Here is a 25,781-nt window from a genome sequence, read left to right as displayed (position 1 = left end):
TTATAAAATAACTGGCATAATTACAGTTTGTAATTCTTCACTTGAAACTAAAAATGCCATATGAGGTTCATTTATGCTAAGTTTAAATGTTTCACTTTCAATAGAATTTAAAAAGTCAGTGATGAATTTATTTTTTATACAAAGATTAAATTCCTCATCTATATTAAGTTCCATTTCAAGTTCAGTTTTTGCTTCCATATTATCTAAACTAATACCTTCAAATACAAGTTTATCTTTATGGAAATTTAATTTCATTTTTTCAGTAATTACATTGATTTTTTTCAATGCATCCATAAATTCTTCTGTTTTAAAAATAAATTCTTTTGTGATATTTTTTGGAATTACTCTTTCATAATCAGGGAATTTATCATTGATAAGTTTTGTAAAAAACTCAAAATTATCATTTTTTGCAATCAATATATTTTCATCATAATAAATTTCAATTTTTTCAAAAAAGATTTTTTGCATTTCTAAAATAGCTTTTTTAGGGATACAAAGGTTAAATTCTTTTTCATTTGTTTTATTAAGTGTGAAAACTGCTAAGCGTTTTGTATCTGTTCCTACGAAGCTAATGTGAGTAGTTTTTATATCAAGTAAAGCACCATTTAAAGAATACTTTGGATTATTTGTATCAACTGCAGGTAGGATTTTTTTCAAAGATCTACTTAAATCACTTGAATCAATATTAAATTTATCTTTTCCTTCAGTGCTTGGGAAATTTGGAAAATCTTCATAATTAAACATAGGAAGTTTATATTTAGTTCCTTTTTGTCTAATAAAAAGGAAATTTTCTATGGTTTCTAAGACTACATCTTCGTTATTTAAACTTTTTATAATATCTAAAATACTTTTAGCATTAGCAGTTGCAAAACCTGCACTTTCAACTTTGATTTTTTTGATTTTATAATTAATACCTATTTCATAATCACTTGCTCTTATGATTAATTTATCTTCAACTACTTCAAAAAGTAAGTGAGAAGCGATATTGCTTGAGTCTTTTTTATCTACATAAGAATTAGTTAAAACTATGGCAGATTCTAAAGTGTTTTTGTTAATGCTAATTTTCATTTTTACTTCCTTTATTTTTTAAATTTATTTTATCATAATAATAGGCAATGTGAAAATGTGAAATGCTTTTTATAAGTCTTTTTTTATAGAAATTTTACTCGTAGAATAAAATTTTTTGTTTTTCACTTTTATTCACAGGGTGCTTTTTATTTTTGTCAAAATTTTATTTCTTAATTCTTCTACTATGGCTTTTAAATTTTCATTTTCACTCATTAGTTCTTGAATTTTTTTAATATTATGTGAAATGGCGGTGTGATCTTTCATATTAAAAAATCTAGCAAGCTGAGGCATAGACATAGTCGTTAGCTCTCTTGCTAAAAATATCACAACCCTTCTTGCCATAACGATATTTTGTGTTTTTTTATTTGATTTTATATCATTAGGTTTAAGATTATAGCTTTTTGAAACATCAGCAAGTATGTCTTCAACATTGATATTTTCTTTTGTTTCTTTAATGTGATCTTTCATAAAGCTTTTAACGATTTCTAAAGTGATTTCTTGGTTAAAAAGCCTTGCTTGGGCATTTAAATTTGTAATCATGCCTTCTATTTCTCGGATATTATCTCCCATTGAAGTAGCGATGTAGCTTATGACTTCAGGTTTGAGATAAATAGCATTAAATTCGCATTTTTTCTTGATAATTGCGATTTTTGTATCAAGTTGAGGTGGAGTGATATCTGCGATGATCCCGTTTGCAAAACGACTTTTTAAGCGTTCTGTTATGCCTTTTAGCATATTTGGAGGATTATCACTTGTCATGATGATTTGTCCAAATTTTTCTTTGATTTCATTAAAAGTAAAGAAAAATTCTTCTTGAATTTTGTCTGTTTTACCTAAAAACTGCACATCATCGATGAGTAAAACATCGCAATTTTTGTATTTTTCATGGAATTTACTCATGGTTTTGTTATTTAAATGCATGGTAAAATCATTGATAAAATTATCACTTGTAGCATAAATAACTTTATATCCATTATCCAAACACACATTTCCGACAGCTTGAAGTAAGTGAGTTTTTCCAAGTCCTGTAGGGCCATAGATAAAGATAGGATTGTATAATTTTCCAAGTTTGCTTTTATCAGTAATGGCTTTGCAAGTTGCATAGGCAAATTGATTAGAATCTCCTACAACAAAACTTTCAAAAGTAAAAGAAGGGTTTAAAATAGTACTTTGAAATTTAATCTGTGAAATATCTGTAGAAAAATGTTTTTTTTCTACCTTTTGATCATTTGTGATGATTTTAACTTGAGGATTAATTCCTGTTTTTACTTCGTAAAAATAAGCTAGTTTTTGTGCATATTTTGTTTGTATAAATTTAGCCAAAAAATGATTTGGTGCGATAAATATTAAGATATTATTTTTACTTAACTTTTCACTAAATTGTAAGTGAGAAATGTAAGTATTGTATTCGTTATTGCTAATTTCAGTTTTAAACTCAAGTAAAAAATCTTTTATATTCATTATTTTTCTTATAAATTATGATGTAAAACTTAAAATTCTAGCTTATTTTTTATAAAAAATGGTTAAAATTATTCACATAAAAATTTAAATTTCACATCTATGTGAATAAAAAGGTGAAAAGTTTGAAAGTTTTAGGGATAGATCCTGGTTCTAGGTATTGTGGATATGCTATTGTAGAAAGGATTAATAATAAAAATCAACTCATAGAAGCAGGGCTTATCAAAATCAAACCTAATGATTTGCAGTATCAAATCACAGAATTATGTGAAGGACTTGATTTAATCTTTAAAAATCATCAATTTGATGAGGTAGCTATAGAAGATATATTTTTTGCTTATAATCCAAAAACGGTTTTAAAACTAGCACAATTTCGTGGAGCTTTGAGTTTAAAAATCTTACAAACCCATGGAGAATTTGCAGAATACACACCTTTGCAAGTAAAAAAAACCGTAACAGGTAAAGCAAAAGCTACTAAAGAACAAGTAGCTTTTATGGTGAAAAGATTGCTTGGAATTTCAAAAGATATTAAGCCACTTGATATCACAGATGCTATTGCGGTGGCTTTGACGCATTTAGCAAATTTGAGAGTGAAAAAGTAATTTTATTTTCCATTTCCTATAAAATAAATTTCAACATCATGTAAAAGTTTTTCACATACTGCTGAATCAGTACTTTTTTCTACTACTAGGTTGATGTGATTTTTGGTATCTCTAAAGCTACCTGCAGATTTTGAATTTTTTAATTCTAATTTTTGATTATCTTTTAGATACTTGATAGTGATTACAAACTTATGTGCAGCACTTGCTTCGCCTAGATTAGTTTCTATTAAAACATTCATATTTGATGCTTTTGCTAGGGTTGCTTGGGTTTTATTAATCACTTCTTTCATTCTTCTATTGAGTTCTAAAATTCTTGAAATGAATTTATTATCTATACTTTCAAATGCGATTTTTAGTTTATTCATGATTTCTTGATTAGTTGGTTTATCAGGAGCTACATACACCATATATAAGCCGTTTTTAATATCTACTTTTGTGCTTTTTGTATCACGCCCACTACCAAAAATTTTAATATAAATGGCATTATCAAGATATACTCTATCTATCATAGGCCCATAAATTTCATATTCTCTTTTTCTTACGATTACTTCTCTTGCGGCTACTTGAATTTTTACTGAACAATCATGAATTATAGGTTCCATTTCTTTTTTTATTTCAAGTAGTTCTTTAAGCATTTTCCATCCTTGTGATATTTTTATATAAATTATAACAAAAAAAAATTGAATTTTTTTGTTAATTTTAGTTTGTGATATTTTTATATATTTTTGATTTTAAATTAAAAGTTTAAGGAAATAAATGAAAATAAAAACTATAGTTTCAAGTTTAGTTTTAGCAAGTGCTTTATTTGCTGCAAATTCTCACCATGCTCATCATGGAGCTTCTGGAAGTATTTCATCACAAATCATGATGAGTATGCATGAACCTATGATGAAAAATCCTTTAGTACAAAGCAATGACATAGAAAGAGATTTTTTAGCTAATATGATCCCACATCATCAAGGTGCTATTGACTCATCTAAGATTTTGTTAGAACATACAAAAAGTGAAGAGATGAAAAAAATCGCTCAAAATATCATCAAAGCTCAAGAAAAAGAAATCCAAGAATTTCAAGAAATTCTAGATAAAAATCTTTATACAAAAACTCAAATTGATGAAGAAACTTATAAAAAATTCGTTCAAGAAGAAAAAGAGTTAATGCAAAAAATGATGATTTTAATGAGCTCGGTTAAAGAAAGCAAAAACATCAATAAAGACTTTTTAGAAGCGATGATAGCACATCATCAAGGTGCAGTAGATGCTTCAAAACAAATTTTATTTTATTCTAAAGACAAAACTATCACTGATATAGCGAAAAAAATCATCTTAGATCAAGAAAAAGAAATTCAAGAATTTACGAATTTGTTAAAATATATGTAGTGAATTAATCGAAAGAAATAAAAATGGTGGCTCCGATTGGACTTGAACCAACGACCACCACCATGTCAAGGTGGTGCTCTACCAACTGAGCTACGGAACCAAAAAATGAAAATTATATAAAAATATTTTTACATTGTGCTTAAAATCACTTTTTAACTTTTTTCATATCGTTTAGCCATAAATCTAGCTGTGCTTCAAAACCTATGCCTTTGCTATAATAAAATTTCAAATCTTTTTCTAGATATCTTTGCTTAACCCAGCCACCAAAATCATGCGGGTAAAGGTAGTTTTTTCTTTGAGGGTTGTTATTATCAAGATAAGGAAGTATTTTTAACGCAGGATTGTTTTGCACATAATTTAGTGCTTCATTTATAGCAAGATAGCTTGAGTTTGACTTAGGCGAACTTGCTAAAAATACCACACATTGAGCTAAGATGATCCTAGCTTCAGGATAGCCTATGTTTTTTACTGCTATGAGTGTGCTTGTGGCTAGATTAAGTGCTTGTGGATTTGCATTTGAGATATCTTCACTTGCAAATATCACTAATCTTCTAGCTATGAAATCCGCACTTTCACCCCCATCGATCAACCTCGCAAGATAATACAAACTCGCATCCACATCACTTCCTCTTAAGCTTTTTATCATAGAACTAGCTAGTTTATAGTGTGTGTCTTTACTTGAAGTACCATCGCTTAAAACATTTGCTCTTAATTTTTTTAAAGTTTCAAGTGTGATATGAGTGCTATCTAAAGTCAAAGCAAACTCGCATAAATTTAAAAAACTTCTTGCATCATTTGCGCTAGAAGTGATTAAAAAGTCTTTAGCATCATCATCGATTTTACATTGGAGTTTTTCTTGTACCTTTGTGGCGAGTTTTTCTAAGTCTTTATACTCTAAACCTTTAAATTCAAAGAGCATACTTCTGCTTCTTATGCCTGAAGTTAAAGTAAAGTAAGGGTTTTCAGTGCTTGCACCTATGAAAAGGCATTTTTGATTTTCCAAAGGGATTAAAAGCATTTCTTGTTGGGTTTTTGAAAGTCTATGCACCTCATCGATAAATATCAAAGGTTTATATAAAGAATTTTCATAATTACTTAGTATTTTTCTAAGCTCTTCAAGTTTAAAATTTCCTCCATCAAACTCATAAAAGTCTAGTTTATACTCATACGCTATTGCTCTTGCAAAAGAAGTCTTCCCACAACCTGCTGGGCCAAAAAATATACTATGAGGGAGTTTTGAAACTTGTATGAATTTTTTAAAAATTTCTACTAAATTCTCTTGTCCTAAAACCTCATCTAAAGTTTTAGGACGAAAAGTTAAGCTTAAATTTGTCATTGTGGATCTATGATGAGTCTTTCACCATTAATGATAGTTGTAACATCACTTTTATTAGAATCATCATAGATAAAATCAAGCACATACGAGCCATTATTATCTACAAAATAAGTATCAAAATTTGCAAAATCAGGCCAAATTTGACTAGGAAGAATTTCAGTGTTTGCGTGAAATTGTGATTTTATATTATTTTCAGTGAAAATAGTTTGTCCATTTGCATCAAATTTTTTACCTTTTTTTTCAAAGCTTAGGTTATTTAAGATGATTTGTGGGTTTGCTTTTAAAAACTGACTTGCTAAAAGCATCATAGAAAAAATATCAGTATTTGAGTTTTGCACTAAGCTATCATAAGCTTTTTTAGAAAGATTATTAAAATTCATATCTAAGTTAATGTTATTTAGTATAAAGTTTTCATTTGCAAGGTTAAATTTAGCTAAATCTAGTTTTAAAACACTATCATAATCATTTTGAGCATTTTGAGCTGTTTTTGCAAAAATTTTTAATTTATCAAAGTCAAAAGCAATGGAACTTATAAAATTAGCACTATCAATGCTTATATTTTGCTCACTATTTCTACTAGGGCTAAAAATATCACTAAAACTTAATTTTTGTATAGGAAATTCAGAAATTTTGATATTTTTTGCTTCTAATTTTTCTTCATGAGATAGTTGTTCTAATAAAACATAACCTAGATTAAGCTCCATATTTTTTACAAATTCCTCAGAACCTCTAATCTTAAAAGATGTATTATTTAAAACTAAATTTGTATCATTGCGGGTGAAATTAATATCGTTTATTTTTGCATTGATGTTAATGTCTCCGCCTTTTGCACTAACTAAGATTTTAAAGATTTCTTCATTTGGGAAAATGCCTTTTAAGTCTTCATTTTCATTTAAAATAGAAACGATGGCATTATTACTTGCAAAAAAATTATTAGAAAAATCTACATTCACTTTAAAACTATAAGGTAAGTCATTTAGTGTAGCTATAAAACTTCCTTTGGAATTTAAAAGTCCTTTGGTATAGTTAGCATCTTCAACGCTGTAATATAGTGTATCTTGACTCATTTGAGCAAATATTTTTCCATTGATAGTGTTAATGTAAGAAGCTGAGGCAAAAAACCCTATAACTAATAAAACAACTACTACAACCCCTGCGATGATTTTTTTCATTCATTTTCCTTAAGTGAAATTTTAAAAATTATATATTTTTATTACTAACTAATGCTTATAAAATTCTCACATTTATACATTACTTAACTTTTTTTCTTATAATTGCACTATTTAAAATCAAAGGTAAAAAAATGAAACTTTTTGGAACAGATGGGGTACGCGGTAAAGCAGGGGAATTTTTGGATTCGTTTTTAGCTATGCGTTTAGCTATGGCTGCTGGAATTTATTTTAAAGATAAAGCCCTTACAAATAATATCTTAGTAGGAAAAGATACAAGAAGAAGCGGTTATATGATAGAAAATGCTATCGTTTCAGGACTTACTTCTATAGGTTATAATGTTATAGAAATAGGCCCTATGCCAACACCTGCTATTGCGTTTTTAACTGAAGATATGCGTTGTGATGCAGGTATTATGATATCAGCTTCGCATAATCCTTACTATGATAATGGCATTAAATTTTTTGATGCACATGGAAATAAACTTGATGAGCAAGCAGAAGCAAAAATAGAAGAAATTTATTTTAATGATAAACTCATAGAAGAAGCAAGAACAACAAAATCACAAATTGGTCAAGCAAAAAGAATTGATGATGTAATAGGAAGATATATTGTTTCTATAAAAAATTCTTTTCCTAAAGAGTTGACTTTAAAGTCTTTGCGCGTTGTTTTAGATGTGGCTCATGGGGCTTCTTATAAGGTAGCACCTACGGTTTTTAAAGAACTTGGTGCAGATGTGATCGTGATCAATGATAAGCCAAATGGTTTAAATATCAATGAAAATTGTGGAGCATTGCATCCTTTAAATTTGGCTTTGGAAGTAAAGAAATTTAGAGCAGATGTGGGTTTTGCTTTTGATGGGGATGCAGATCGTTTGGTTGTTGTGGATGAAAAAGGCGAAGTAGCTCATGGAGATAGTCTTTTGGGTGTTTTAGCTTTATTTTTGAAAAAACAAGGCAGGCTAAAATCAAGCGTGGTTAGCACTATAATGAGCAATGGTGCTTTAAAAGAGTTTTTAACTAAACATAAAATCACACATGAAACTTGCAATGTAGGCGATAAATACGTGCTTGAAAAACTCAAAGAATGTGGTGGAAATTTTGGTGGGGAACAAAGCGGGCATATTATCTTTAGTGACTATGCAAAAACCGGAGATGGTTTGGTAGCTGCTTTGCAATTTAGTGCTTTAATGCTTAGTGAGGCAAAAAGTGCAAGTGAAATTTTAAATCAAGTTAAGCCTTACCCACAACTTTTGCATAATCTTAAAATTTCAGAGAAAAAAGACTTAAGCAAGCTTGCAGGTTTAGATGAGTTGAAAAAAGATTTAGAAAAAAAAGGAATTGCTAGTTTGTTTAGATATTCAGGTACAGAAAATTTAATACGCTTATTGCTTGAAGCAAAGGATATTAAGCTTTTAGAAAAAGAAATGAAAGCTGTGGAAAGCTTTTTTATGAAAGCATTGAATGCTTAAAATCTTGCCTTTAAAATTTTGGCTTGTTTTTGCTTTAGTTTTTATACTAGATCAAGCAAGCAAGTGTTTGTTTTTACAAGGGCTTGAGTATAAGGGTGAATTTTTTGATTTAGTTTTAACCTATAATACCGGTGTGGCCTTTTCAATGTTTGCCTTTTTAGGAGAGTATTTAAAATATATACAGCTTGTTTTTATTTTGGCTTTGTTTGGGTATTTGCTTTATCAAAAAGACTTTTTTAAAACGCATTTGATTGCTTTTGCTATTATGCTATCTGCTGGGTGTTCTAATTTACTTGATCGCTTTGTGCATATAGGTGTAGTGGATTTTGTATTTTGGCATAAGTGGTTTGAATTTGCTGTGTTTAATTTAGCTGATGTGATGATAAACATTAGCGTAGCTTTGATTTTAATAAAAGAAATTTTTAATAAAAAAGGAGAAAAATGTTAGATTTTTTGAATGAATGGTATTTATGGATTAAAATGGTGCATTATTTGGCTTTTGTTTCATGGATGGCTGGATTGTTTTATTTGCCAAGACTTTTTGTATATCATACAGAACATAAAGACAATAAAGGCTTTGTAGAAGTGGTGAAAATTCAAGAAAGAAAATTGTATTTTTATATCCAAACTCCTGCGATGATAGCTACTGCAATCACTGGAAGCTTAATGATGATGGCTAATAAAGATGTGTTAATGATAGGTGGGTATATGCATGCTAAATTAACCTGTGCTTTGCTTTTGATCATTTATCATTTGCAAAATTATTATTATTATAGACAACTTCAAAATGATACTTGCAAAAAAAGCGGGAAATTCTTTAGAGCTTATAATGAAATTCCAACGATATTATTTATAATTATTGCGATAATGATGGTGGTAAGACCATTTTAATAAAAAGCCTTAAAAAAGGCTTTTTATCCTTTAAACTCCATACTTTTAAAATCAAGTGGATCAACATTTTCTTGCATGATATTAATGCGTTCTTTATCTTGTAAGCGTTTATCATCTCTAAATACAGCACGCACTAAATCCATACCTGTGTAAAAATCTTTCATTAATACCATAAACAAATAACGTCCAAATTCACTTGTATATAAAGTATTGTTTTCTTTTTTTATAGCTTTACTTAGTTTAAGGCCCAAAAGCTCGATGAAAAGATCTTTTTCTAAATTACAATCTAAAGTTTTGTTAAATTTATCAATTTCGATTTTACCAGTAAACATTTCGGTTAAAAAGACATATTTGATGATTTCTTTTTTACCAAAATTAGCTTTAGCAATATTTGCATTTTGTTTTTCTTTGATGAGTTTAGAATAATCATTTAAATTAAAAGCATTGATTAAAAGTTCTCCATCTAAAAAGCTAAAAGCCCCACTTCCAACGCCTAAATACTCATGATGGCTACTTACATACTCATCATTAAAGCTACTTTTTTCTAAAGAAAATGACCATGCATTATTTCTTTCATAATCTTTGAAAAAATCTACAATGATTTTATAAAACTCAAATTCATTATCTTTAAAACTTACTCCTAAAGTTTTTGCGATATTATCTTTGGTTAAATTGGATTTCATCAAAGGATAAGTTGTGATTTGTTGAGGTTTTAAGCTTTTAGCTATTTCTAAATCATTGAGTAATTGCTCTTTGGTTTGAGAAGGAAAATTAAAAATCAAATCAAGACTCATAATAGGAAGCACGCCTATGGCTTTAGAGAGTTTTTCTTGAAGTTCTTTACTTGAACCAAATTTATGATATCTTGCTACTTTTTTTAAAGTATCATCATCAAAACTTTGTATACCGCAACTTAAACGATCTATAAGCCCTTTAAACATTTCTAATTTTTTTGGGTCAATATGGTTTGGATCGGTTTCACAAGAAATTTCTTTGATGTTAAATAATTTTTTGCAAAGTTCTAAAGTTTTAGCAAGCTCTTCTTCGTTGATCAAAGTAGTGCCACCACCCACATACATAGAAGTAAAATCAAATCCTTTATCTTTGACTTGTTTGATTTCTTCTCTTAAACTTTCAAAATATCTTTTTGCTAAATCTTCATTGTAATAATACTTATGAAAGCTACAATATGGGCAAAAAGTATGACAAAATGGTATGTGAGCATAAAGCATATAAGATTTTTTTGGATTAACTTTTTTTTCTTGTCCTTCTTTTAAAAGTTTCACATCAAAACCATTTTCTAAAGATTTTTGCATAGCTTTGTGTGAGTAAGAAAGAGCTAGGTTTTGTAAAAAATTCATATTTTTCCTAAATTTTCATTTTGTAGTTATTTAAAAAGACTATAATTGTATCATATTTTTATAAAGGCTTTATAATGAAAAAGATTTTTATAGCATTTTTTGTATTTTTACTAGGACTTATAAGTGTGTCAAATTCTGCGCCTTTAGATGAAATTTTCCAAGATGTTAATGTTTCAGGTAGTATGCGTTATCGTTTTGAGCATAATAGCCCAAAAGATAGAGGAAATAATAATTTTAATCAAAGAATTCAAATTCAAATGCATTAACAACTAAGCCTTAAAGACTTAGTTGTTATAAAAGTTTTCCTTTAAGTTTTCTTCCATAGCTTTGATGTTTTCTTTTGATTCTTCTTTAGCGTTAAATCCTCCACCAAAAGCTTTCATAACATCTACAATGGAATTTGCAAGCTCATAAGATGAGTTAGTATAAGAAAGTTTAGCATTTAAGTAATTTCTTTGATCTTGTAAAAAATCAGCCAAGTTAATCACACCATTTTCATATCTTAAGGTGGAAATTTCATAAATTTTACTTTGAGCTAGAAATAAATTTTTATAATTTTGCTCATTTTCATAATAGCTTTGGCGGTTAAATAAAGCAAGTCTTATTTCCCCAAAGGCTGTTTTTAAGGTATTTTCATATTGTAAAAATGCTTCATCTTTGGTAAGTTTTGCAATATTAACATTATTCATAATCTCACCCCAATGAAAAATCGGCATTGCAAAATTTCCAGCTACATTCCAAGTATTGCTTCCATGTTTGACTAAAAGATCTAAATCATTACTTTGAAAGCCCAAAAGTCCTGTTAAAGAAAGGTTTGGTAAAAATGCAGTTCTAGCTACTCCAACAAGATAGTTTTTTTCTTCTAAAGTTTTTAAACTAGCTTGCACATCGGGTCTTTGAAGTAAAATTTCACTGCCAATGCCCTCAGGTATGCTAAGTTCGTATTGTCCTATTTTTTTATACTCTATGCTATTATAAAGTATATCATCAATATCATTTGAAGTTAAGATTTTTAAAGCTTTAGTATTAGCTTCTTTTTGAATTTTAGCATTTGTGAGTAAAACTCTTGAATTTTCAAGCTCAGCTTTAAATTTGTTAAGCTCATACTCACTAATCACTCCAAGTTTAAAATGCTCTAATTTTAACTCATAAGTTTTTTGATAACTTTGAGTTGTTTCTTCTAAAATTTTTACCTGCTCGCTTAAGCTTGCTAGATTAAAATAAGTTTTTACTACATTAGAAATTAAGCTTAATCTCGCACTTTCATAGTCAAATTCACTAGCTTGTAATTTTGCTTTTGAAGCACCATAAGTATCTCTGTATTTGCCCCATAAATCTACTTCATAGCTTAAATTTAAACCCATATTAAAATCATTACCATAAGCAAATTCATTGCTTTTGTTGCTTGGAGCATTAATGCTAGTTTTTCCTCTTGCTCCACTAGCACTTCCATCAAGCTTAGGAAGCAAATCACTTCTTGCTATACCTAAAGTTTCATAAGCTTTTTGTAAATTCATATATGCAATTTGCAAGTCGTTATTGTTTTTTAAAGCTTGATCGACTAAGGTGTTTAAATAATTATCATCAAAAGCTTTCCACCATTGTTTATTAATGCTAATGTTTTGATCTAAACTTTTAGTGTAATTTACATCTTTGATTTCTAAATTTGGTTTTAAACTACAAGCTGTTATTAAAAAACAACTTGCAAAAATTATTAACTTACGCATTGATTTTACCTCTTTTTTTATCAAGCCATTTATTAAAACTTTCTAGTAAATAGAAAAATAAAGGTACAAAGAAAATGGCTATAGTAGAAGCTGCTATCATACCCCCTATGACACCCGTGCCTATTGCATGACGACTAGCGCTTCCTGCTCCATAAGCAAAGTATAAAGGTAAAATACCACAAATAAATGCTAATGAAGTCATTACAATAGGTCTAAATCTTAATTTTGCTGCGCTAATAGAAGCTTCAAAAATACTTTTTCCTTTTTTAAGGTGTTCTTCCATGGCAAACTCAACAATCAAAATGGCATTTTTAGCTGAAAGACCTATTAAAAGTAAAAGCCCTGTTTGAAAATATATATCATTTTCTAAGCCTCTAAGCCATACAAGAAGTAAAGAGCCAAATACCGCAAAAGGTACAGCAGTGATTACTGCTAAAGGCATGAGCCATCTTTCATACTGAGCCGCTAGGATTAAAAATACAAATAAAAGTCCTAGTACAAAAGCTACTTGACCTGCACCACTACTTGTAACTTCTTGATAAGCTGAACCTGCCCAAGCAATAGAATAATCCTCTCCTAAAGTTTCTTTAGCAACTTGTGCAATAGCATCGATTGCTTGTCCTGAAGTATAACCAGGAGCAGGATCACCTTGTACTAGTGCTGATGGGAACATATTAAAGCGTTTTACATCATCAGGTCCAACCCCTCTATGAAGTGTTAAAACGCTATCTAAGGCTATCATAGAACCATCTTTTGCTCTAACAAAGATGTTTTTTAAAGCATTTTGTGTATTTCTAAAATCTCCAATGGCGCTAATATTTACACGATAATTTTTCCCAAGCATAGAAAAATCATTTACATAATAAGTCCCTATAGTAGCATTTAGCGTGCTAAATACATCAGCTAAATTTAAACCATAAAGTTTTACTTTATCACGATCAATTTTTAATTTTAATTGCGGGAAATTAGTATCAAGCGTTGTTCTTACGTTGTTAAGTTCAGGACGTTTGTTTGCTGCTTCAACTAATTTATTTACATCCGCTTGAATTTCATCATAGCTTTTACCACCACGATTTTGTGCATACATTTCAAAACCACCAGTTAAACTTAAGCCTTGGATTGGCGGTGGATTAACAAAGAAAGTTTGGAAATTTGGATTTAAAAAGTATTGTTTGTTATACATTCCTGTTAAATCAAAACTACTAGTATCTCTATCGTTCCAATCTTTTAAATTCACAAACATTGCACCGGCATTTTCTTTTAAAGAGCCTGTGAAAAGATCATAACCTATAAGACCTACAATATTTGTTATGTTTTCATTTTTGCGTAGTTCTTCTGCCATAGCATCCATGGATTGAGTAGTTCTATTAAGAGAAGATGCTGCAGGTAGATTAACAATAGTTAAAAAATTTCCTTGATCTTCAGCTGGAACAAGTGAGTTTGGTACTAATTTAAATAATCCATATAAACCACCTATTAAAAGAAAAAATATTATAACAAAACGTACAGTTCTTTTAAGTATATAAGCTACTCCGGCTCCAAAAACTTCAGTAGACCAATCAAAAATATCATTAAATTTTTTCACAAAATAAAATGGTTCACCCTCGTTTCTTTTCAAAAAAATCGCACACAAAGAAGGAGTTAGAGTTAAAGCCACAAAACCTGAAATTGTAACTGAAATTGCAAGGGTTATAGCAAATTGTTTTTGAATTTCTCCCACAAAGCCAGATATAAATGAAACAGGTATAAATACTGCACAAAGTACAAGAACGATAGATACAACAGGCGCAGCAACTTCATCCATGGCTTTAATAGCTGCTTCTTTTATGCTTATATTTGGATCTTCATGCATGATTCTATCGATATTTTCAACCACAATAATCGCATCATCAACAACAATACCAATGGCCAAAACTAAAGCAAAAAGTGTAAGTAAGTTAATACTAAAGCCTAAGACATATAATCCTGCAAAAGTTCCTAAAATAGAAACAGGCACAGCAATCATAGGTATGATAGTTGAGCGGAAATTTTTTAAGAATAAATACATTACAATCACAACTAAAATAAGTGCTTCAAAAAAAGTTTTTACCACTTCTTTAATAGAAGCTTTAATAAATATAGTTGTATCATAAGGCACTTTATAAGCTAAGCCCTCAGGAAAACTTTTAGAAAGTTCTTCAAATTTTTTCTGTACTAATTCAGCTGTACTTACTGCATTTGCTCCAGTTTGTAAGAAAATCAAAATAGGAGTTGCATCATTTCCATTTAATCTACCATTGAATGTATATTCTCTTGAGCCCAAAGAAACTTCAGCCACATCTTTAAGTCTTAAAAAAGAGCCATCGCTATTTGCTCTTATGATAATATCTTCAAATTCTTTGGTATTTTTTAACCTTCCTTGCATAGTTACTGAATACACATAAGGAGATCTTTCTACCACAGGCTCTTGACCTATCTTACCAGTAGCATATTGAGCATTTTGCTCACTAACTGCAGCGATAACATCAGTTGCAGTAACTTGGTATTTGTTTAATAAATCAGGATTAAGCCAAATTCTCATAGAATAATTTCTTGAGCCAATAGCTACAGCATTACCCACACCAGGAACCCTGGCAAGATCATCTAAGATATTTAATGCAGCGTAATTATATACTTCAAGTGAATCCATAGAACCATCAGGAGAATACAAAGTAGCAACCTCTAAAATGCTTGAGCCAGTTTTTCTTACACTAACACCGGTTTTTTTAACATCTTCAGGTAGTTTTGCCATAGCAGCTGAAATTCTATTATTAACATCAACTGTTGCTTGGTCAGGATCTGTACCTATGTTAAAATACACACTTAAACTCATATCACCTGAAGAGCTTGAAGTTGAATCCATATAAATCATATTTTCAACTCCATTGATTGCATCTTCAAGAGGAATAGCCACTGTTTGAGCCACTGTTTGAGCATCAGCACCTGAGTAATTTGCACTTACTTTTACAACGGGTGGAGTTAGAGAAGGGTATTGTTCTACAGGTAAAGAATAAAGCCCTATAATCCCTGCTAAAGAAATGATAATAGCTACAACAGAAGCAAATACAGGTCTTTCTATAAAAAATTTAGAAAACATTATTTATTCTCCATTACGCTAACGCTTGCACCAGGACGGATTTTTTTGAAGTTATTTAAAATCACTTTATCGCCATTTTTTAAGCCCTTGTCGATGATTGCTTTATCAGAAGTCTGATAGATAACATTAACAATAGTTTTAACTACTTTTCCATCTACTAAGGTATAAACATAAGTAGCGCTATCATCTTGTAAAAGTGCAGCTTGAGGAATTTCAAAACCATCTTTTTGAACAAAACCACCAACATGAACATTTGCAAAAGAACCAGGCATTAAGCTTGAGTTATTATTATCAAAAATAGCCTTTGCTTTTACTCCACCACTACGAGTGTCTATAACGCTATCTATAAAATACAATTTTCCATTAAAAAGCTCTCCGCCGACATTAGCTTGTACTTGGATATTTTCTAATTGCCAGTTGCCACTTTGAATATTTTTATTCATATTGATTTTATCTACATCAGAAATATAAAAGTCTGCAAAGATTGGATTAATGTTTGTAATGCGTACAAGCTCAGTTGATGAAGCATTTACATAATCACCCACATCCATTAGTGCATCTCCTAAAACCCCATCAAATGGAGCGCTTACCACGGTGTATTTTAAGTCCAATCTTGCATTAGCAAGCTTTGCTCTAGCACTTTCTAAATTAGCCTTGGTAGAATTAAATTTAGCCAAACTTGCATCAAATTCTTTTTGTGAAATAGCATTTTTTTCTATTAGAATTTGATCTCTTTTGAAATTTTTTTCAGCATCATCAAAATTTGCTCTTGCGACTAAAGCATCTCCATAAGCCATATTTACAGTTGCTTGGTATTTATCAGGCTCTATAAGAAAAAGCTTATCGCCTTTTTTAACAGCTTGGCCACTTTTGAAATATTTTGCTTTGATTTCACCGCTTACTTTAGGCTTGATCACCACATCTAACTCAGTGCTTAATCTTGCAGGATAAGTAAATTCTAAAGGTAAATTAGCACTTTGCATAGTCATAATACTTACAGGTTGAGGAGGGAGTTGTTTAACTTGTGCATTTTTATTATCTGAGCATGCTACAAATATAAGCGAGGCACAAGCTAGAGTTAAAAGTTTTGTTTTCATTGGTTTCCTTAAATTATTTATTTAGCTAAAAAAGTAATTTATATTACAAAATTGTATGATTGTTATTCTATCAATCTTTGGTTAATTAAAATTAACAATTCCTTGAGTAAAAAGCTTAACAACTTTTTTTGCATGATTTTGTTGCTCTTTTTTACTCATTAAAACCTTATTTTCAAAAGTACTTTGTATAAAAAAGGTTCCCCTAAGCATAGCACAAAATGTATAGCTTAAAAATTCAGCATTTTTGGCTAAATTTTCATTATTTTCTTCTTCAAATCTTTTTTGAAGAACATATTCTACTTCTTTTCTATTGCTTCCTTTAAACCACTTCCCAAAATCAAATTTTTCATTATAAATTTCAGAATATAAAAGCCTTACTATAGCTATGGTTTTAGCGTCATTAAAAATTCCCAAATAAGCTTTAGCAAATTGATATAAAAATTCTTCTAAATTAGCATTGGGTGAAAGTTGCATATTTTTTTTCAAAATAGCTAGAAAATGATTTTCTGCAAAATCATTTAAAACCGCTTCAAATAAACCTTCTTTACTTTTAAAATGCTCATATACACAAGAAAATGAACCACCAGCTTGCTTGATAATATCTTTAAGATTGGTTGCTTCGTAGCCGTTTTCTAAAAACGACTCCGCAGCAATTTGTTTGATTTTTTCAAGCCTTGCTTGAGATTTTGAAGAAAGTTTTTTTATCATTGGTGTTTTTTGTGCTCTATAATTGAGTTTTTAGGATAGACAAAATTACTTTCTCTTGTGATTATGATATTTTTATCATCAAGTGCATATGCTTTAATAGTTAAAGGTATTACGGTATCTTTTCTATCATTATCAGCTAGTTTTTTAGTAGCTTTTAGTACAACTATTTGTTTATCTTTTTCTCCAGCTTTTAATTTAAAAGGTTTTTTTGGTCTAATGATTTCTAAACCATCATCAATACCTTGTAATTTCACATCAAAATAATAATCATGTGCTTTATTATCAGTGTTTTGGAATAAAAATACATAAGCATTGCTAATAATTAATTCTCCATCATGTGCTTTTCTAATTTGATAAAGCTCACTAGAGCGATTAATATTTAAAAGCATATTTTCTTTTTTGCTTCCCATTAAAACTAAGGCTGCAAAAACACCACATAAAACTACTAAATATCCGATAGTTCTAAATCTAAAATATTTTACCTTCTCTCTTGTTTCAATAGCTTTTGCACTAGTCCAATTAATCAAACTAGGGCGATCAAATTTAGCTTGAATTTTCGAGCAAGCGTCAGCACATTCAAGACAATTAATACACTCAAGTTGCATTCCTTGGCGTATATCTATATGTGTAGGACAAATTTTTACACAGGCTTCACATCCTATGCATTCACCTTGTGGTGGTTTTTGATAAAGTTTAGTATGCCCATCATAAATCACTCCACCTCTTTTATCATCATAAATGACTTGAACGGTATTATTATCAAACATTACAGATTGAATTCTTGCATAAGGGCATACATAAACACAAAATTTTTCACCCAAATACACTATATCAAAAGTAAAGGCCAAAGAAGCACAAAACAAAATTCCCAAAAGCAATAAATGATCAGCAGGGTTTTGAATATATACAAAAAAATCTTCAGGTGGTACAAAATACCATAAAAATGCACTCATCATTAATAGAGAAAAAAGATAAAAAATCACAATGCTTAAAGCTTTTTTGATAAAAAATCCATCGACTTGTTTTTGTTTGTTTGCTGTGCTTTTGTGTATTTTAAATATTTTTGTTTGCAATAAATCTCTATAAATAACCCTAGCAATGGTTTGAGGACAACTCCATGCACACCAAATTCTTCCTGCTAAGGTAGTAACAAAAAGTATGGTTAAAAACATACCCATAATAAGAAATGGCATTAAATAAAGCTCTTGGGTATCAAAAGCTATAAAAAATAAATTAAGTTTTTTATGATCAAAACTTAATAAAAAGAAATGATTTCCATTGATTTTGATAAAAGGCAAAGCAATGAAAATAACCATGGAAACGATATAAGCTATATATCTTTTCTTAGTATAATTAGTGACACAGGCACTCATTTTGATTTCCTTGTAAAATATTTTTTTAATTGTAATACTAGAAAAATTAAACCAAACTTTGTCTTAATTAAGAATTTATGTTTAATTTTTATTTATGTAATTATTACAAAAATAAATTTTATTTTCAAGTAAAATTATGGTATAATCAAAACTTTCAAATTTTTAACGAAAGGTGGTGAGGGTCGTGCCAGGAATCAAGGTGCATCCTAACGAGTCTTTTGATGAAGCGTATAGAAAATTCAAAAAACAAGTAGATAGAAATCTAGTTGTTACTGAAGTTCGCGCAAGAAGATTTTTTGAGCCTATGACTGAAATTCGCAAAAAACAAAAAATTTCAGCTCGCAAAAAAATGCTTAAAAGACTTTATATGCTTAGACGCTACGAGTCAAGACTCTAATACCAAAAAGCCGAATTTTCGGCTTTTCTTCGATTATTTTTATGTTTCTTTGGATTTTAATCATTCATTTTTTTGGACTTATTTTACCAGGACCTGATTTTTTCTTAGTAAGTTCTTGTGCTTTAAGAGAAGGTATTAAAAGTGCTTTAAAAGCAAGTTTGGGTGTGAGTTTAGCCATGAGTGTGTGGATTATACTTTCTATACTTGGCTTGAGTGTGATTTTTCATCAATTTCCATTTTTGCAAATCGTTTTATCAAGCTTTGGAGCTTGCTATCTTTTGTATTTATCTTATGGGATTTATAAAAATACAAAAATAGGTAATATAAAAGTTCAAAAAACTCATATATCTGCATTTTTAAGTGGCGTTATAACAAATTTATCAAATCCAAAAGTTATTTTTTATTTTGCTAGTGTTTTTGCAAGTTTTGATTTTGCTCAAATGCGATGGATGTTGATAGTATTAGTGTTTGTTTTGATCTTAGAAACCATAATTTACTTTTCTTTGATTTCTTTATTATTTTCAAAACCTTTCATGGTAAGAATTTATCAAAAGAATTTAAAACTTATTGATTATTTAAGTGCTTTTATATTTTTTGCTTTTGCTGTATTTATTTTAAGTAGTAATTTAATGATTATGATAAATTAAAGCAATTAATTTTTATTAATACTTTTTTTGTTAAAATCTTATTAAGTTAAACTTATAAATTTAGGAAAGATTATGAAACATATAAAAACTATACTTAAGCTTAGTATGATAAGCGGTATTGCTGCTATAAGTGGCGGTGCTTTAAGTGCGTGTAGCAACAATACAAATGATTCTAATAATGCATTAAGCCAAGCAGCAAATACTCAAGGTGCTTTTGTTATCATTGAAGAAACCGCTCCAAATCAATACAAAATCAAAGATCAATTTCCAAGTGATGAAACTAGGGTGGTTTTAAAACAACTTGATGGTACAGAAAGAGTTTTAAGTAAAGAAGAAATGGATAAATTAATCCAAGAAGAAGCTGCTAAAATAGACAATGGTACCTCAAATTTAACAAATCCAAATAACGCTCAAATGAGTAGCGGAGGACTTTCTTTAGGCGAAACATTGCTTGCAAGTGCAGCTGGTGCTATACTTGGTAGTTGGATAGGTTCAAAGCTTTTTAATAATCAAAATTTTGCAAATCAACAAAGAGGAGCATTTTCAAATCAAAGTGCTTATCAAAGAAGTGTAAATAGCTTTAATAAAGCAAGTACAAGTGCTACTTCAAGCTCAAGTGCGAAAAAATCAGGCTTTTTTGGTGGTGGCTCTAAGGCTACCTCAAGTTCTTCTAACTCTTTTGGATCTTAAGGGTAAAAAATGAATTTTTTAAAAGTAAATCCTTTAGAAAAATCATATTTAGATCAAATTGGCTTTTCATGGCATACAGATAATGATGGAAGTGATTATTTAGATTCTAATTTAGTTTGTGTTAGGGAAAATGAAGCAAATGCATATTATGAAGCAGTAAATGAACTTTATGATATGTTTGTGGCTGCTGCGCAAGAAGTGATTGATAATGATCGTTTTGATGAGCTTGGAATTCCTTTTAATTTGGTTGATGCGATTAAGATGAGTTGGGAAAATGATGTGCATTGGCATTTATATGGTAGATTTGACTTAGCAGGTGGACTTGATGGTAAGCCTATAAAGCTAATAGAATTTAATGCTGATACTCCAACATCTTTATTTGAAAGTGCTATTTTACAATGGGCTATTTTAAAGCAAAATAACCTAGATGAAAGCTCGCAATTTAATAATATATATGAAGCCTTAAAAGATAATTTTAAAAGACTTATCACTTTAGAAGAAGATGTAAGTGAGTTTGAAAAATATTATGAGGGTTGGAAGATATTATTTTCTTCAATTGCAGGCAGTGATGAGGATATGATCACAACCAAACTTTTAGCACACATTGCTAGTGAAGCAGGTTTTGAGAGTGAGTTTTCTTTTATAGATGAAGTAGAATTTTCGCCCGAAGGTGTTTTTAAAAATGATGTAAATTTTGAGTATTTTTTCAAACTCATTCCTTGGGAGAGTATAGCCATAGAAGAGGGTGAGCTTGCTATGCTTTTAACTCAAATCATGCAAAATCAAAAAGCAATCATTTTAAATCCTGCTTATACTTTACTTTTTCAAAGTAAAGGTATAATGAAAATTTTATGGGAGCTTTATCCAAATCATCCTTTATTGCTTGAAACAAGTGATCAACCTTTAGTGGGTAAAAAATGTGTTAAAAAACCTGTTTTTGGTAGAGAAGGAGCCAATGTTTCTATTATAGAAGCTAATGGAGATGTAAGTTTTGAAACAAAGGGAGATTATCAAAATAATCGCTTTGTATATCAAGAATTTGCTGAGTTTAACAAAAATGAAAATGATTATTATCAAGCAGGAGTTTTCTTTGCTTATGAGGGTTGTGGATTAGGTTTTAGAAAAGGTGGTTTGGTGCTTGATAATTATTCTAAATTTGTAGGACATATAGTAAAAGATTAATGAAAATAGTATGCTTAGATACTGCTACCTTAGGTGGAGCGGATTTAACGGTTTTTGAAAGTCTTGGCGAGTTTGTAAGTTATGACTTAACTTCTAAAGATGAGGTTATTGCAAGAATAGCTAATGCGCAAGTTGTGATGATAAATAAAATCATCATTGATAAAAAAGTGATTGATAGCACCAATCTAAAACTTATTTTACAACTTGGTACAGGGGTAAATAATATAGATGTAGCTTATGCAAATTCTAAAGGTATAGTGGTAAAAAATGCAGCTAGTTATTCTACAAAAAGTGTTTTAAGCCATACATTTGCCTTGCTTTTTGCTTTTTTAAATCAAATTCCATATTATGATAAATGGAGTAAAGAAGGCAAATGGTGTGAGAGTAAAATGTTTTGTGATTTTAGTAAGACTTTGCATACTTTAACTGGTAAAAAACATGGTATTATAGGACTTGGAGCTATAGGTAAGGAAGTAGCTAAGGTTTCTCAAATGTTTGGTTCTAAAATTTGTTATTATTCTACCTCAGGGACTAATAATAATGATGAATATGAAAAAGTAAGCCTTGAAGAGCTTTTAAAAACTTGTGATGTAATTAGCATACATGCGCCTTTGAATGATAAGACAAAAAATTTATTAAGCAAAAAAGAACTAATGCTTTTAAAAGATGAGGCTATCTTGATTAATGTAGGACGTGGTGGAATCATTAATGAAGCAGATTTAGCTCAAGTTATGAATGAAAAAAATATCAAAGTAGGGCTTGATGTACTTGAAATAGAACCTATGATTAAAAATCATCCTTTGTTTGGTATTAAAAATAAAGAAAATTTAATCATCACTCCACATGTTGCATGGGCAAGTGAAGAATCCATACAAAATTTAGTCCAAATTGTATTTAATAATCTTAAGGAGTTTATAGAAAATGGCAAGTGAACATAGTTTTGATATTAGTGGGGAAATTGACAAGCAAGAGTTAAAAAATGCTTTAGAACAAGCTAAAAAAGAGCTTGATAGTAGATATGATTTAAAAGGCATTAAAAGTGAAATAGAGTTAAATGAAAAAGAAAGTGTTTATAAGCTTACTTGCTCTAGTGAAGCAAAGCTTGAAGTGTTAAAAGATATTGTTATTTCAAAGCTTATTAAAAGAGGGATAAACCCTAATGGTATTAAAGAGTTAAGCAGGGAAAGTGGAGCAAATTTTAGACTGAATTTAAAAGTTAATGACGCTATTGATACTGATAGTGCTAAGAAGATTAATAAAGCTATAAAAGATAGCAAGCTAAAGGTAACTTCAAGCATTAGAGGTAATGAAATTCGCGTAGTTGGTAAGCAAATTGATGATTTGCAAAGCGTGATGAAAATAGTAAAAGAACTCAATTTAGAACTTAATCTTAGTTTTAAAAATCTTAAATGAAAACTTTACTTCAAATAGTTTTTTTGTGTTTTGTGTGTGTTTTTTTAAACTCTTGTGTTTTAAAAAGTAAAACACAAGCACAAAGTGCTTATGTTATTTTAAAAACTCCAGAGTTTAAATTTGCTGATTATGGTTTTTTATATGAGGGAAAAAATTTTACAAGTTTAGAGCTTTATAGTGCTTCTAAAGCCTTACTTGAATTAAAAATTAGCGATAAAATTTGTGTTAATGGCATATGCTATGCAAAAACTTTTTTTAATAACAGATTTTTTAATAATGAATATTATGATGATTTTTTACAAGATCTAATCTACAAAAGACCTATTTTTTATGGAAAAAATAAACAAACTACTTCTTGTGGTTTTACTCAAAAGATTGTAAGTAAAAATTATGATATTTTTTATGAGGTTTGTGATAAAAATATGAGTTTTAATGATAAAAAATCCAAAATCAAATTTAGCATAAAGTCAATATAAAGGAAAATATGAAAGATTTAAAACTTTTTCTTAATGATACTTTTAAAAGCAATATTTATAAAAACTTACAATGTAGTGAAGATGAAATTTTAATCTTAAAGCATTTATGCAAAAATTATTTGCAAGCAAATGCAAGTACTAATGCTTATAATCTTCTTAGCGAAGTTTTTAAAAATGATGAGTATGAGTATTTAGATCATTTAAAAGATCTTAAAAATCTTATAGAAAAAGGTTTTATTGTTCAAATTTTTTCTGATTTTAAAGCAAGTAAAAACTCAAGCTTGCTTTTAAATTTGCTACAATGTGAGTTAAGTTTAAGTGAAGTCTTCTTGCAAGTCTTAGAAAATAAAACCATACAAGATTATATGCAAGATCAAATTTATGAAGATCATATTGCATATTTAAAAGATGAATTTTTTAAAATCGAGCTTTATCAAAGATTGCGTTTTTTTGCTAAAAGTTCTCAAAGCAAGAATATTAAAAAAGATATAACCACCTTTGAAGTATACATTAAAGAGCGTTTAAAGAAAAGTAAAATTTCTAATGTTTTAGCAGATATTTTTAAAGAATATGCTTTAAACGATAATGAATGTTTGATATTTATTAGTTTGTTAAAAGAAGAGTATTTACTAAATACTGAAAATTCTTATAGTAGAGATTTTAATTTTTTGCTTCATTTAATTAGCGAGGATGAGGCTCAAAAGCAAGAAAATAAAGCTTTGCTAGAAGAAGATTCTAAGCTACTTAGTTCAAATCTTTTAGAATATGATGAATTTGTTAATTCTTTGGGTGATATAACTAAGATTTTTTATTTAAGTGATGATATTTTACAAAGAATTATTAATTTTAAAGAACCAAAGAAAAATAAAAAAATTAAACTTCAAAATTTAGTTAAAGAGCAAGATATTTTTGAGCTAATCGAGCCAAATATCAATATAGATGATGTTATTATGCCCCAAAGTACTAAAGATTTGTTAGAAAGCATATTAAAACAACAAGATAAAAAGGTTTTAGAAAGATTAAATAAATGGGGTATAAAAACCAATAAAAACATAGAAGCTAAGATAATTTTCTATGGCCCTGCTGGTACGGGTAAGACTATGAGTGCGCTAAGTATGGCAAAAGCTATGAAAAAATCCATTTTGAGTTTTGATTGCTCGAAAATTTTAAGTAAATATGTGGGCGAGAGTGAACAAAATGTAAGAAAGATTTTTGATACTTATAAAGAGCTTTGCCAAACAAGTAAGCAAAGCCCTATTTTACTTTTAAATGAGGCGGATCAGTTTTTAAGTACTAGAGTAGAAAGTAGCGCTGGTGCTGATAAAATGCATAATCAAATGCAAAATATTTTTTTGGAACAAATCGAGCGCTTTAGTGGAGTTATCATAGCAACAACTAACTTTTTAGAAAGCTTAGATGTGGCTTTTTCAAGAAGATTTGAGTATAAAATTGAATTTAAAAAGCCAAATTATGAACAACGCTTAATGATATGGCAAAAAGCTTTGCCTAAAAATGCTAAATTTGAAGGTACTTTTGATTTAAAAAAATTAGCCTCATATGAATTAAGTGGAGCTCAAATTGTAATGGTGGTTAAAAATACGGCTTTAAAAGCGGCTATTTCTAAAGATGGTGTTTTTAAAATGAGTGATTTTTTACACACCATAGAAAAAGAAATAGAATCTTCATTTGATAAAAATAAGATAGTTGGCTTTAAAAATTAAAATTCACACAAATTTCACAAGCAAATAATATCATTCTTTCAACTTTTAGTTAAAGGAGAAAAAATGAAAATGAAATTAATGTTGGCTAGTTTGGTTTGTGCAAGTTCTATGTTTGCAGATATGATTGTTAGTCCAAGTGCTTTACCTCAAAAGGCTCAAGAGTTTTTAAACACTCATTTTAAAGGAGTAAATGTAGGTTATGTAAAACAAGACGTGGATTCTTACGAAGTAAATTTGGTTGATGGAACAGAAATTGATTTTATCATTAATGGAGACTGGAAAGAAGTTGATGGTAAATACAAAGGCATTCCAACAGGATTTATCCCAAAAGAAGTTGTTGCAAAAGTGCAAGCAGCGCAACCAAATGCAGCTATTGTAGAAGTAGATAAAAGAATTAATGGTTATAAATTCAGAACAAATAATATGATGGAAATTTATACAGATTTTAAAGGTAATATTTTAGGTCAAAAATTTGATGACTAATCAACCCACCTTTATATC

At 29.3% G+C, this 25,781-nt stretch carries 26 protein-coding genes and 1 tRNA gene; 15 read left to right on the top strand and 12 right to left on the bottom strand.

Annotated elements, in window-relative coordinates; all coding sequences use genetic code 11:
- Both dnaN and dnaA read right to left on the bottom strand, forming a co-directional pair.
- Entirely contained in the window at positions 1 to 1,068 is a 1,068-nt protein-coding gene (gene dnaN / locus L8V79_RS02610; RefSeq protein WP_263672387.1) for a DNA polymerase III subunit beta, read from the bottom strand.
- Positions 1,069 to 1,200: 132 nt separating this feature from the next.
- Entirely contained in the window at positions 1,201 to 2,529 is a 1,329-nt protein-coding gene (gene dnaA, locus L8V79_RS02605; RefSeq protein ID WP_263702387.1) for a chromosomal replication initiator protein DnaA, read from the bottom strand.
- A gap of 122 nt (positions 2,530 to 2,651) precedes the next feature.
- Between dnaA and ruvC the strand changes: the two genes are divergently transcribed.
- A complete protein-coding gene (gene ruvC, locus L8V79_RS02600) occupies positions 2,652 to 3,128 on the top strand; it encodes a crossover junction endodeoxyribonuclease RuvC (protein WP_039619511.1) in 477 nt (158 codons plus the stop codon).
- Between the two features lie 2 nt (positions 3,129 to 3,130).
- Here ruvC and L8V79_RS02595 read toward each other — a convergent pair whose 3' ends face one another.
- Complete coding sequence (locus tag L8V79_RS02595; RefSeq protein ID WP_039668996.1) at positions 3,131 to 3,763, bottom strand: hypothetical protein; 633 nt, start codon at positions 3,761 to 3,763, stop codon at positions 3,131 to 3,133.
- A gap of 121 nt (positions 3,764 to 3,884) precedes the next feature.
- Here L8V79_RS02595 and L8V79_RS02590 point away from each other — a divergent pair, with 121 nt between their 5' ends.
- Positions 3,885 to 4,505: a DUF305 domain-containing protein gene (locus tag L8V79_RS02590; RefSeq protein WP_214115518.1), complete on the top strand. Its 621-nt coding sequence runs from the start codon at positions 3,885 to 3,887 to the stop codon at positions 4,503 to 4,505.
- Between the two features lie 24 nt (positions 4,506 to 4,529).
- On the opposite strand, the gene L8V79_RS02585 is transcribed toward L8V79_RS02590, so the two are convergent.
- The 3 genes from L8V79_RS02585 to L8V79_RS02575 all read right to left on the bottom strand — a co-directional run bounded on the left by L8V79_RS02585 (position 4,530) and on the right by L8V79_RS02575 (position 7,013).
- Positions 4,530 to 4,605 (bottom strand) — tRNA-Val (locus L8V79_RS02585).
- A gap of 45 nt (positions 4,606 to 4,650) precedes the next feature.
- On the bottom strand, positions 4,651 to 5,841 hold the full coding sequence (locus tag L8V79_RS02580) for a replication-associated recombination protein A (protein ID WP_263702386.1): 1,191 nt from the start codon (positions 5,839 to 5,841) through the stop codon (positions 4,651 to 4,653).
- Positions 5,838 to 7,013: a YdgA family protein gene (locus L8V79_RS02575; RefSeq protein ID WP_263702385.1), complete on the bottom strand. Its 1,176-nt coding sequence runs from the start codon at positions 7,011 to 7,013 to the stop codon at positions 5,838 to 5,840. The genes L8V79_RS02580 and L8V79_RS02575 overlap by 4 nt, the downstream gene beginning before the upstream one ends.
- A gap of 131 nt (positions 7,014 to 7,144) precedes the next feature.
- Here L8V79_RS02575 and glmM point away from each other — a divergent pair, with 131 nt between their 5' ends.
- From glmM to hemJ, 3 genes are read left to right on the top strand one after another with little or no spacing between them, the layout of a single operon-like run.
- Complete coding sequence (gene glmM / locus L8V79_RS02570; protein ID WP_263702384.1) at positions 7,145 to 8,482, top strand: phosphoglucosamine mutase; 1,338 nt, start codon at positions 7,145 to 7,147, stop codon at positions 8,480 to 8,482.
- On the top strand, positions 8,475 to 8,930 hold the full coding sequence (gene lspA, locus L8V79_RS02565; protein WP_263702383.1) for a signal peptidase II: 456 nt from the start codon (positions 8,475 to 8,477) through the stop codon (positions 8,928 to 8,930). The genes glmM and lspA overlap by 8 nt, the downstream gene beginning before the upstream one ends.
- Positions 8,924 to 9,373 carry a protoporphyrinogen oxidase HemJ gene (hemJ, locus tag L8V79_RS02560; RefSeq protein ID WP_263702382.1) on the top strand — a complete coding sequence of 150 codons (450 nt, stop codon included), beginning with the start codon at positions 8,924 to 8,926 and terminating at the stop codon, positions 9,371 to 9,373. Before lspA ends, hemJ begins: the two co-directional genes overlap by 7 nt.
- Positions 9,374 to 9,396: 23 nt before the next feature.
- On the opposite strand, the gene L8V79_RS02555 is transcribed toward hemJ, so the two are convergent.
- Entirely contained in the window at positions 9,397 to 10,734 is a 1,338-nt protein-coding gene (locus tag L8V79_RS02555) for a coproporphyrinogen III oxidase family protein (protein WP_263679321.1), read from the bottom strand.
- Positions 10,735 to 10,808: 74 nt separating this feature from the next.
- On the opposite strand from L8V79_RS02555, the gene L8V79_RS02550 reads away from it, so the two are divergent.
- Positions 10,809 to 11,000 carry a mini-MOMP protein gene (locus L8V79_RS02550; protein ID WP_039627274.1) on the top strand — a complete coding sequence of 64 codons (192 nt, stop codon included), beginning with the start codon at positions 10,809 to 10,811 and terminating at the stop codon, positions 10,998 to 11,000.
- A gap of 18 nt (positions 11,001 to 11,018) precedes the next feature.
- Here L8V79_RS02550 and L8V79_RS02545 read toward each other — a convergent pair whose 3' ends face one another.
- The 5 genes from L8V79_RS02545 to ccoG all read right to left on the bottom strand — a co-directional run bounded on the left by L8V79_RS02545 (position 11,019) and on the right by ccoG (position 18,754).
- Entirely contained in the window at positions 11,019 to 12,461 is a 1,443-nt protein-coding gene (locus L8V79_RS02545) for an efflux transporter outer membrane subunit (RefSeq protein ID WP_263663667.1), read from the bottom strand.
- Positions 12,454 to 15,576 carry an efflux RND transporter permease subunit gene (locus L8V79_RS02540; RefSeq protein WP_263702381.1) on the bottom strand — a complete coding sequence of 1,041 codons (3,123 nt, stop codon included), beginning with the start codon at positions 15,574 to 15,576 and terminating at the stop codon, positions 12,454 to 12,456. Before L8V79_RS02540 ends, L8V79_RS02545 begins: the two co-directional genes overlap by 8 nt.
- Positions 15,576 to 16,673, bottom strand: a complete 1,098-nt coding sequence (locus L8V79_RS02535) for an efflux RND transporter periplasmic adaptor subunit (protein WP_263702380.1) — start codon at positions 16,671 to 16,673, stop codon at positions 15,576 to 15,578. The genes L8V79_RS02540 and L8V79_RS02535 overlap by 1 nt, the downstream gene beginning before the upstream one ends.
- A gap of 81 nt (positions 16,674 to 16,754) precedes the next feature.
- Positions 16,755 to 17,381 carry a TetR/AcrR family transcriptional regulator gene (locus tag L8V79_RS02530; RefSeq protein ID WP_263682807.1) on the bottom strand — a complete coding sequence of 209 codons (627 nt, stop codon included), beginning with the start codon at positions 17,379 to 17,381 and terminating at the stop codon, positions 16,755 to 16,757.
- Positions 17,378 to 18,754 (bottom strand): cytochrome c oxidase accessory protein CcoG, encoded by a 1,377-nt coding sequence (ccoG, locus tag L8V79_RS02525; RefSeq protein WP_263702379.1) that lies wholly within the window; start codon positions 18,752 to 18,754, stop codon positions 17,378 to 17,380. Before ccoG ends, L8V79_RS02530 begins: the two co-directional genes overlap by 4 nt.
- A 184-nt stretch (positions 18,755 to 18,938) precedes the next feature.
- On the opposite strand from ccoG, the gene rpsU reads away from it, so the two are divergent.
- From rpsU to L8V79_RS02480, 9 genes are all read left to right on the top strand, one after another.
- The gene (gene rpsU / locus L8V79_RS02520) at positions 18,939 to 19,151 is read left to right on the top strand and encodes a 30S ribosomal protein S21 (protein ID WP_002780697.1); all 213 of its coding nucleotides are present in this window, start codon (positions 18,939 to 18,941) and stop codon (positions 19,149 to 19,151) included.
- A gap of 41 nt (positions 19,152 to 19,192) precedes the next feature.
- Positions 19,193 to 19,798 carry a LysE family transporter gene (locus L8V79_RS02515; RefSeq protein WP_263682805.1) on the top strand — a complete coding sequence of 202 codons (606 nt, stop codon included), beginning with the start codon at positions 19,193 to 19,195 and terminating at the stop codon, positions 19,796 to 19,798.
- 72 nt (positions 19,799 to 19,870) lie between these two features.
- Complete coding sequence (locus L8V79_RS02510) at positions 19,871 to 20,488, top strand: UPF0323 family lipoprotein (RefSeq protein ID WP_263702378.1); 618 nt, start codon at positions 19,871 to 19,873, stop codon at positions 20,486 to 20,488.
- A gap of 9 nt (positions 20,489 to 20,497) precedes the next feature.
- Positions 20,498 to 21,670: a glutathionylspermidine synthase family protein gene (locus L8V79_RS02505; RefSeq protein ID WP_039629230.1), complete on the top strand. Its 1,173-nt coding sequence runs from the start codon at positions 20,498 to 20,500 to the stop codon at positions 21,668 to 21,670.
- The gene (locus tag L8V79_RS02500; protein WP_263702377.1) at positions 21,670 to 22,602 is read left to right on the top strand and encodes a D-2-hydroxyacid dehydrogenase; all 933 of its coding nucleotides are present in this window, start codon (positions 21,670 to 21,672) and stop codon (positions 22,600 to 22,602) included. The genes L8V79_RS02505 and L8V79_RS02500 overlap by 1 nt, the downstream gene beginning before the upstream one ends.
- Positions 22,592 to 23,083, top strand: coding sequence for a YajQ family cyclic di-GMP-binding protein (locus L8V79_RS02495; protein ID WP_257936082.1), 492 nt, complete (start codon positions 22,592 to 22,594; stop codon positions 23,081 to 23,083). Before L8V79_RS02500 ends, L8V79_RS02495 begins: the two co-directional genes overlap by 11 nt.
- Positions 23,080 to 23,559, top strand: a complete 480-nt coding sequence (locus tag L8V79_RS02490; RefSeq protein ID WP_263702376.1) for a hypothetical protein — start codon at positions 23,080 to 23,082, stop codon at positions 23,557 to 23,559. Before L8V79_RS02495 ends, L8V79_RS02490 begins: the two co-directional genes overlap by 4 nt.
- A gap of 8 nt (positions 23,560 to 23,567) precedes the next feature.
- On the top strand, positions 23,568 to 25,280 hold the full coding sequence (locus tag L8V79_RS02485) for an ATP-binding protein (protein ID WP_263702375.1): 1,713 nt from the start codon (positions 23,568 to 23,570) through the stop codon (positions 25,278 to 25,280).
- A gap of 63 nt (positions 25,281 to 25,343) precedes the next feature.
- Positions 25,344 to 25,763, top strand: coding sequence for a PepSY-like domain-containing protein (locus tag L8V79_RS02480; protein WP_263702374.1), 420 nt, complete (start codon positions 25,344 to 25,346; stop codon positions 25,761 to 25,763).
- Positions 25,764 to 25,781 lie beyond the last annotated feature (18 nt).

It is taken from the genome of Campylobacter sp. IFREMER_LSEM_CL2194 (assembly GCF_025771685.1).
In the GTDB taxonomy this organism is placed as follows: domain Bacteria; phylum Campylobacterota; class Campylobacteria; order Campylobacterales; family Campylobacteraceae; genus Campylobacter_D.
The sequence above is the reverse complement of the archived record's forward strand: the minus strand, read 5'-3'. Positions and strand labels throughout refer to the sequence as shown.

Bases quoted from the DNA above. Each gene is read 5' to 3' on its own strand.
- dnaN (WP_263672387.1), bottom strand. From the start codon at position 1,068: ATGAAAATTAGCATTAACAAAAACACTTTAGAATCTGCCATAGTTTTA.
- dnaA (WP_263702387.1), bottom strand. From the start codon at position 2,529: ATGAATATAAAAGATTTTTTACTTGAGTTTAAAACTGAAATTAGCAAT.
- L8V79_RS02595 (WP_039668996.1), bottom strand. From the start codon at position 3,763: ATGCTTAAAGAACTACTTGAAATAAAAAAAGAAATGGAACCTATAATT.
- L8V79_RS02590 (WP_214115518.1), top strand. From the start codon at position 3,885: ATGAAAATAAAAACTATAGTTTCAAGTTTAGTTTTAGCAAGTGCTTTA.
- L8V79_RS02580 (WP_263702386.1), bottom strand. From the start codon at position 5,841: ATGACAAATTTAAGCTTAACTTTTCGTCCTAAAACTTTAGATGAGGTT.
- L8V79_RS02575 (WP_263702385.1), bottom strand. From the start codon at position 7,013: ATGAAAAAAATCATCGCAGGGGTTGTAGTAGTTGTTTTATTAGTTATA.
- glmM (WP_263702384.1), top strand. From the start codon at position 7,145: ATGAAACTTTTTGGAACAGATGGGGTACGCGGTAAAGCAGGGGAATTT.
- lspA (WP_263702383.1), top strand. From the start codon at position 8,475: ATGCTTAAAATCTTGCCTTTAAAATTTTGGCTTGTTTTTGCTTTAGTT.
- hemJ (WP_263702382.1), top strand. From the start codon at position 8,924: ATGTTAGATTTTTTGAATGAATGGTATTTATGGATTAAAATGGTGCAT.
- L8V79_RS02555 (WP_263679321.1), bottom strand. From the start codon at position 10,734: ATGAATTTTTTACAAAACCTAGCTCTTTCTTACTCACACAAAGCTATG.
- L8V79_RS02550 (WP_039627274.1), top strand. From the start codon at position 10,809: ATGAAAAAGATTTTTATAGCATTTTTTGTATTTTTACTAGGACTTATA.
- L8V79_RS02545 (WP_263663667.1), bottom strand. From the start codon at position 12,461: ATGCGTAAGTTAATAATTTTTGCAAGTTGTTTTTTAATAACAGCTTGT.
- L8V79_RS02540 (WP_263702381.1), bottom strand. From the start codon at position 15,576: ATGTTTTCTAAATTTTTTATAGAAAGACCTGTATTTGCTTCTGTTGTA.
- L8V79_RS02535 (WP_263702380.1), bottom strand. From the start codon at position 16,673: ATGAAAACAAAACTTTTAACTCTAGCTTGTGCCTCGCTTATATTTGTA.
- L8V79_RS02530 (WP_263682807.1), bottom strand. From the start codon at position 17,381: ATGATAAAAAAACTTTCTTCAAAATCTCAAGCAAGGCTTGAAAAAATC.
- ccoG (WP_263702379.1), bottom strand. From the start codon at position 18,754: ATGAGTGCCTGTGTCACTAATTATACTAAGAAAAGATATATAGCTTAT.
- L8V79_RS02515 (WP_263682805.1), top strand. From the start codon at position 19,193: ATGTTTCTTTGGATTTTAATCATTCATTTTTTTGGACTTATTTTACCA.
- L8V79_RS02510 (WP_263702378.1), top strand. From the start codon at position 19,871: ATGAAACATATAAAAACTATACTTAAGCTTAGTATGATAAGCGGTATT.
- L8V79_RS02505 (WP_039629230.1), top strand. From the start codon at position 20,498: ATGAATTTTTTAAAAGTAAATCCTTTAGAAAAATCATATTTAGATCAA.
- L8V79_RS02500 (WP_263702377.1), top strand. From the start codon at position 21,670: ATGAAAATAGTATGCTTAGATACTGCTACCTTAGGTGGAGCGGATTTA.
- L8V79_RS02495 (WP_257936082.1), top strand. From the start codon at position 22,592: ATGGCAAGTGAACATAGTTTTGATATTAGTGGGGAAATTGACAAGCAA.
- L8V79_RS02490 (WP_263702376.1), top strand. From the start codon at position 23,080: ATGAAAACTTTACTTCAAATAGTTTTTTTGTGTTTTGTGTGTGTTTTT.
- L8V79_RS02485 (WP_263702375.1), top strand. From the start codon at position 23,568: ATGAAAGATTTAAAACTTTTTCTTAATGATACTTTTAAAAGCAATATT.
- L8V79_RS02480 (WP_263702374.1), top strand. From the start codon at position 25,344: ATGAAAATGAAATTAATGTTGGCTAGTTTGGTTTGTGCAAGTTCTATG.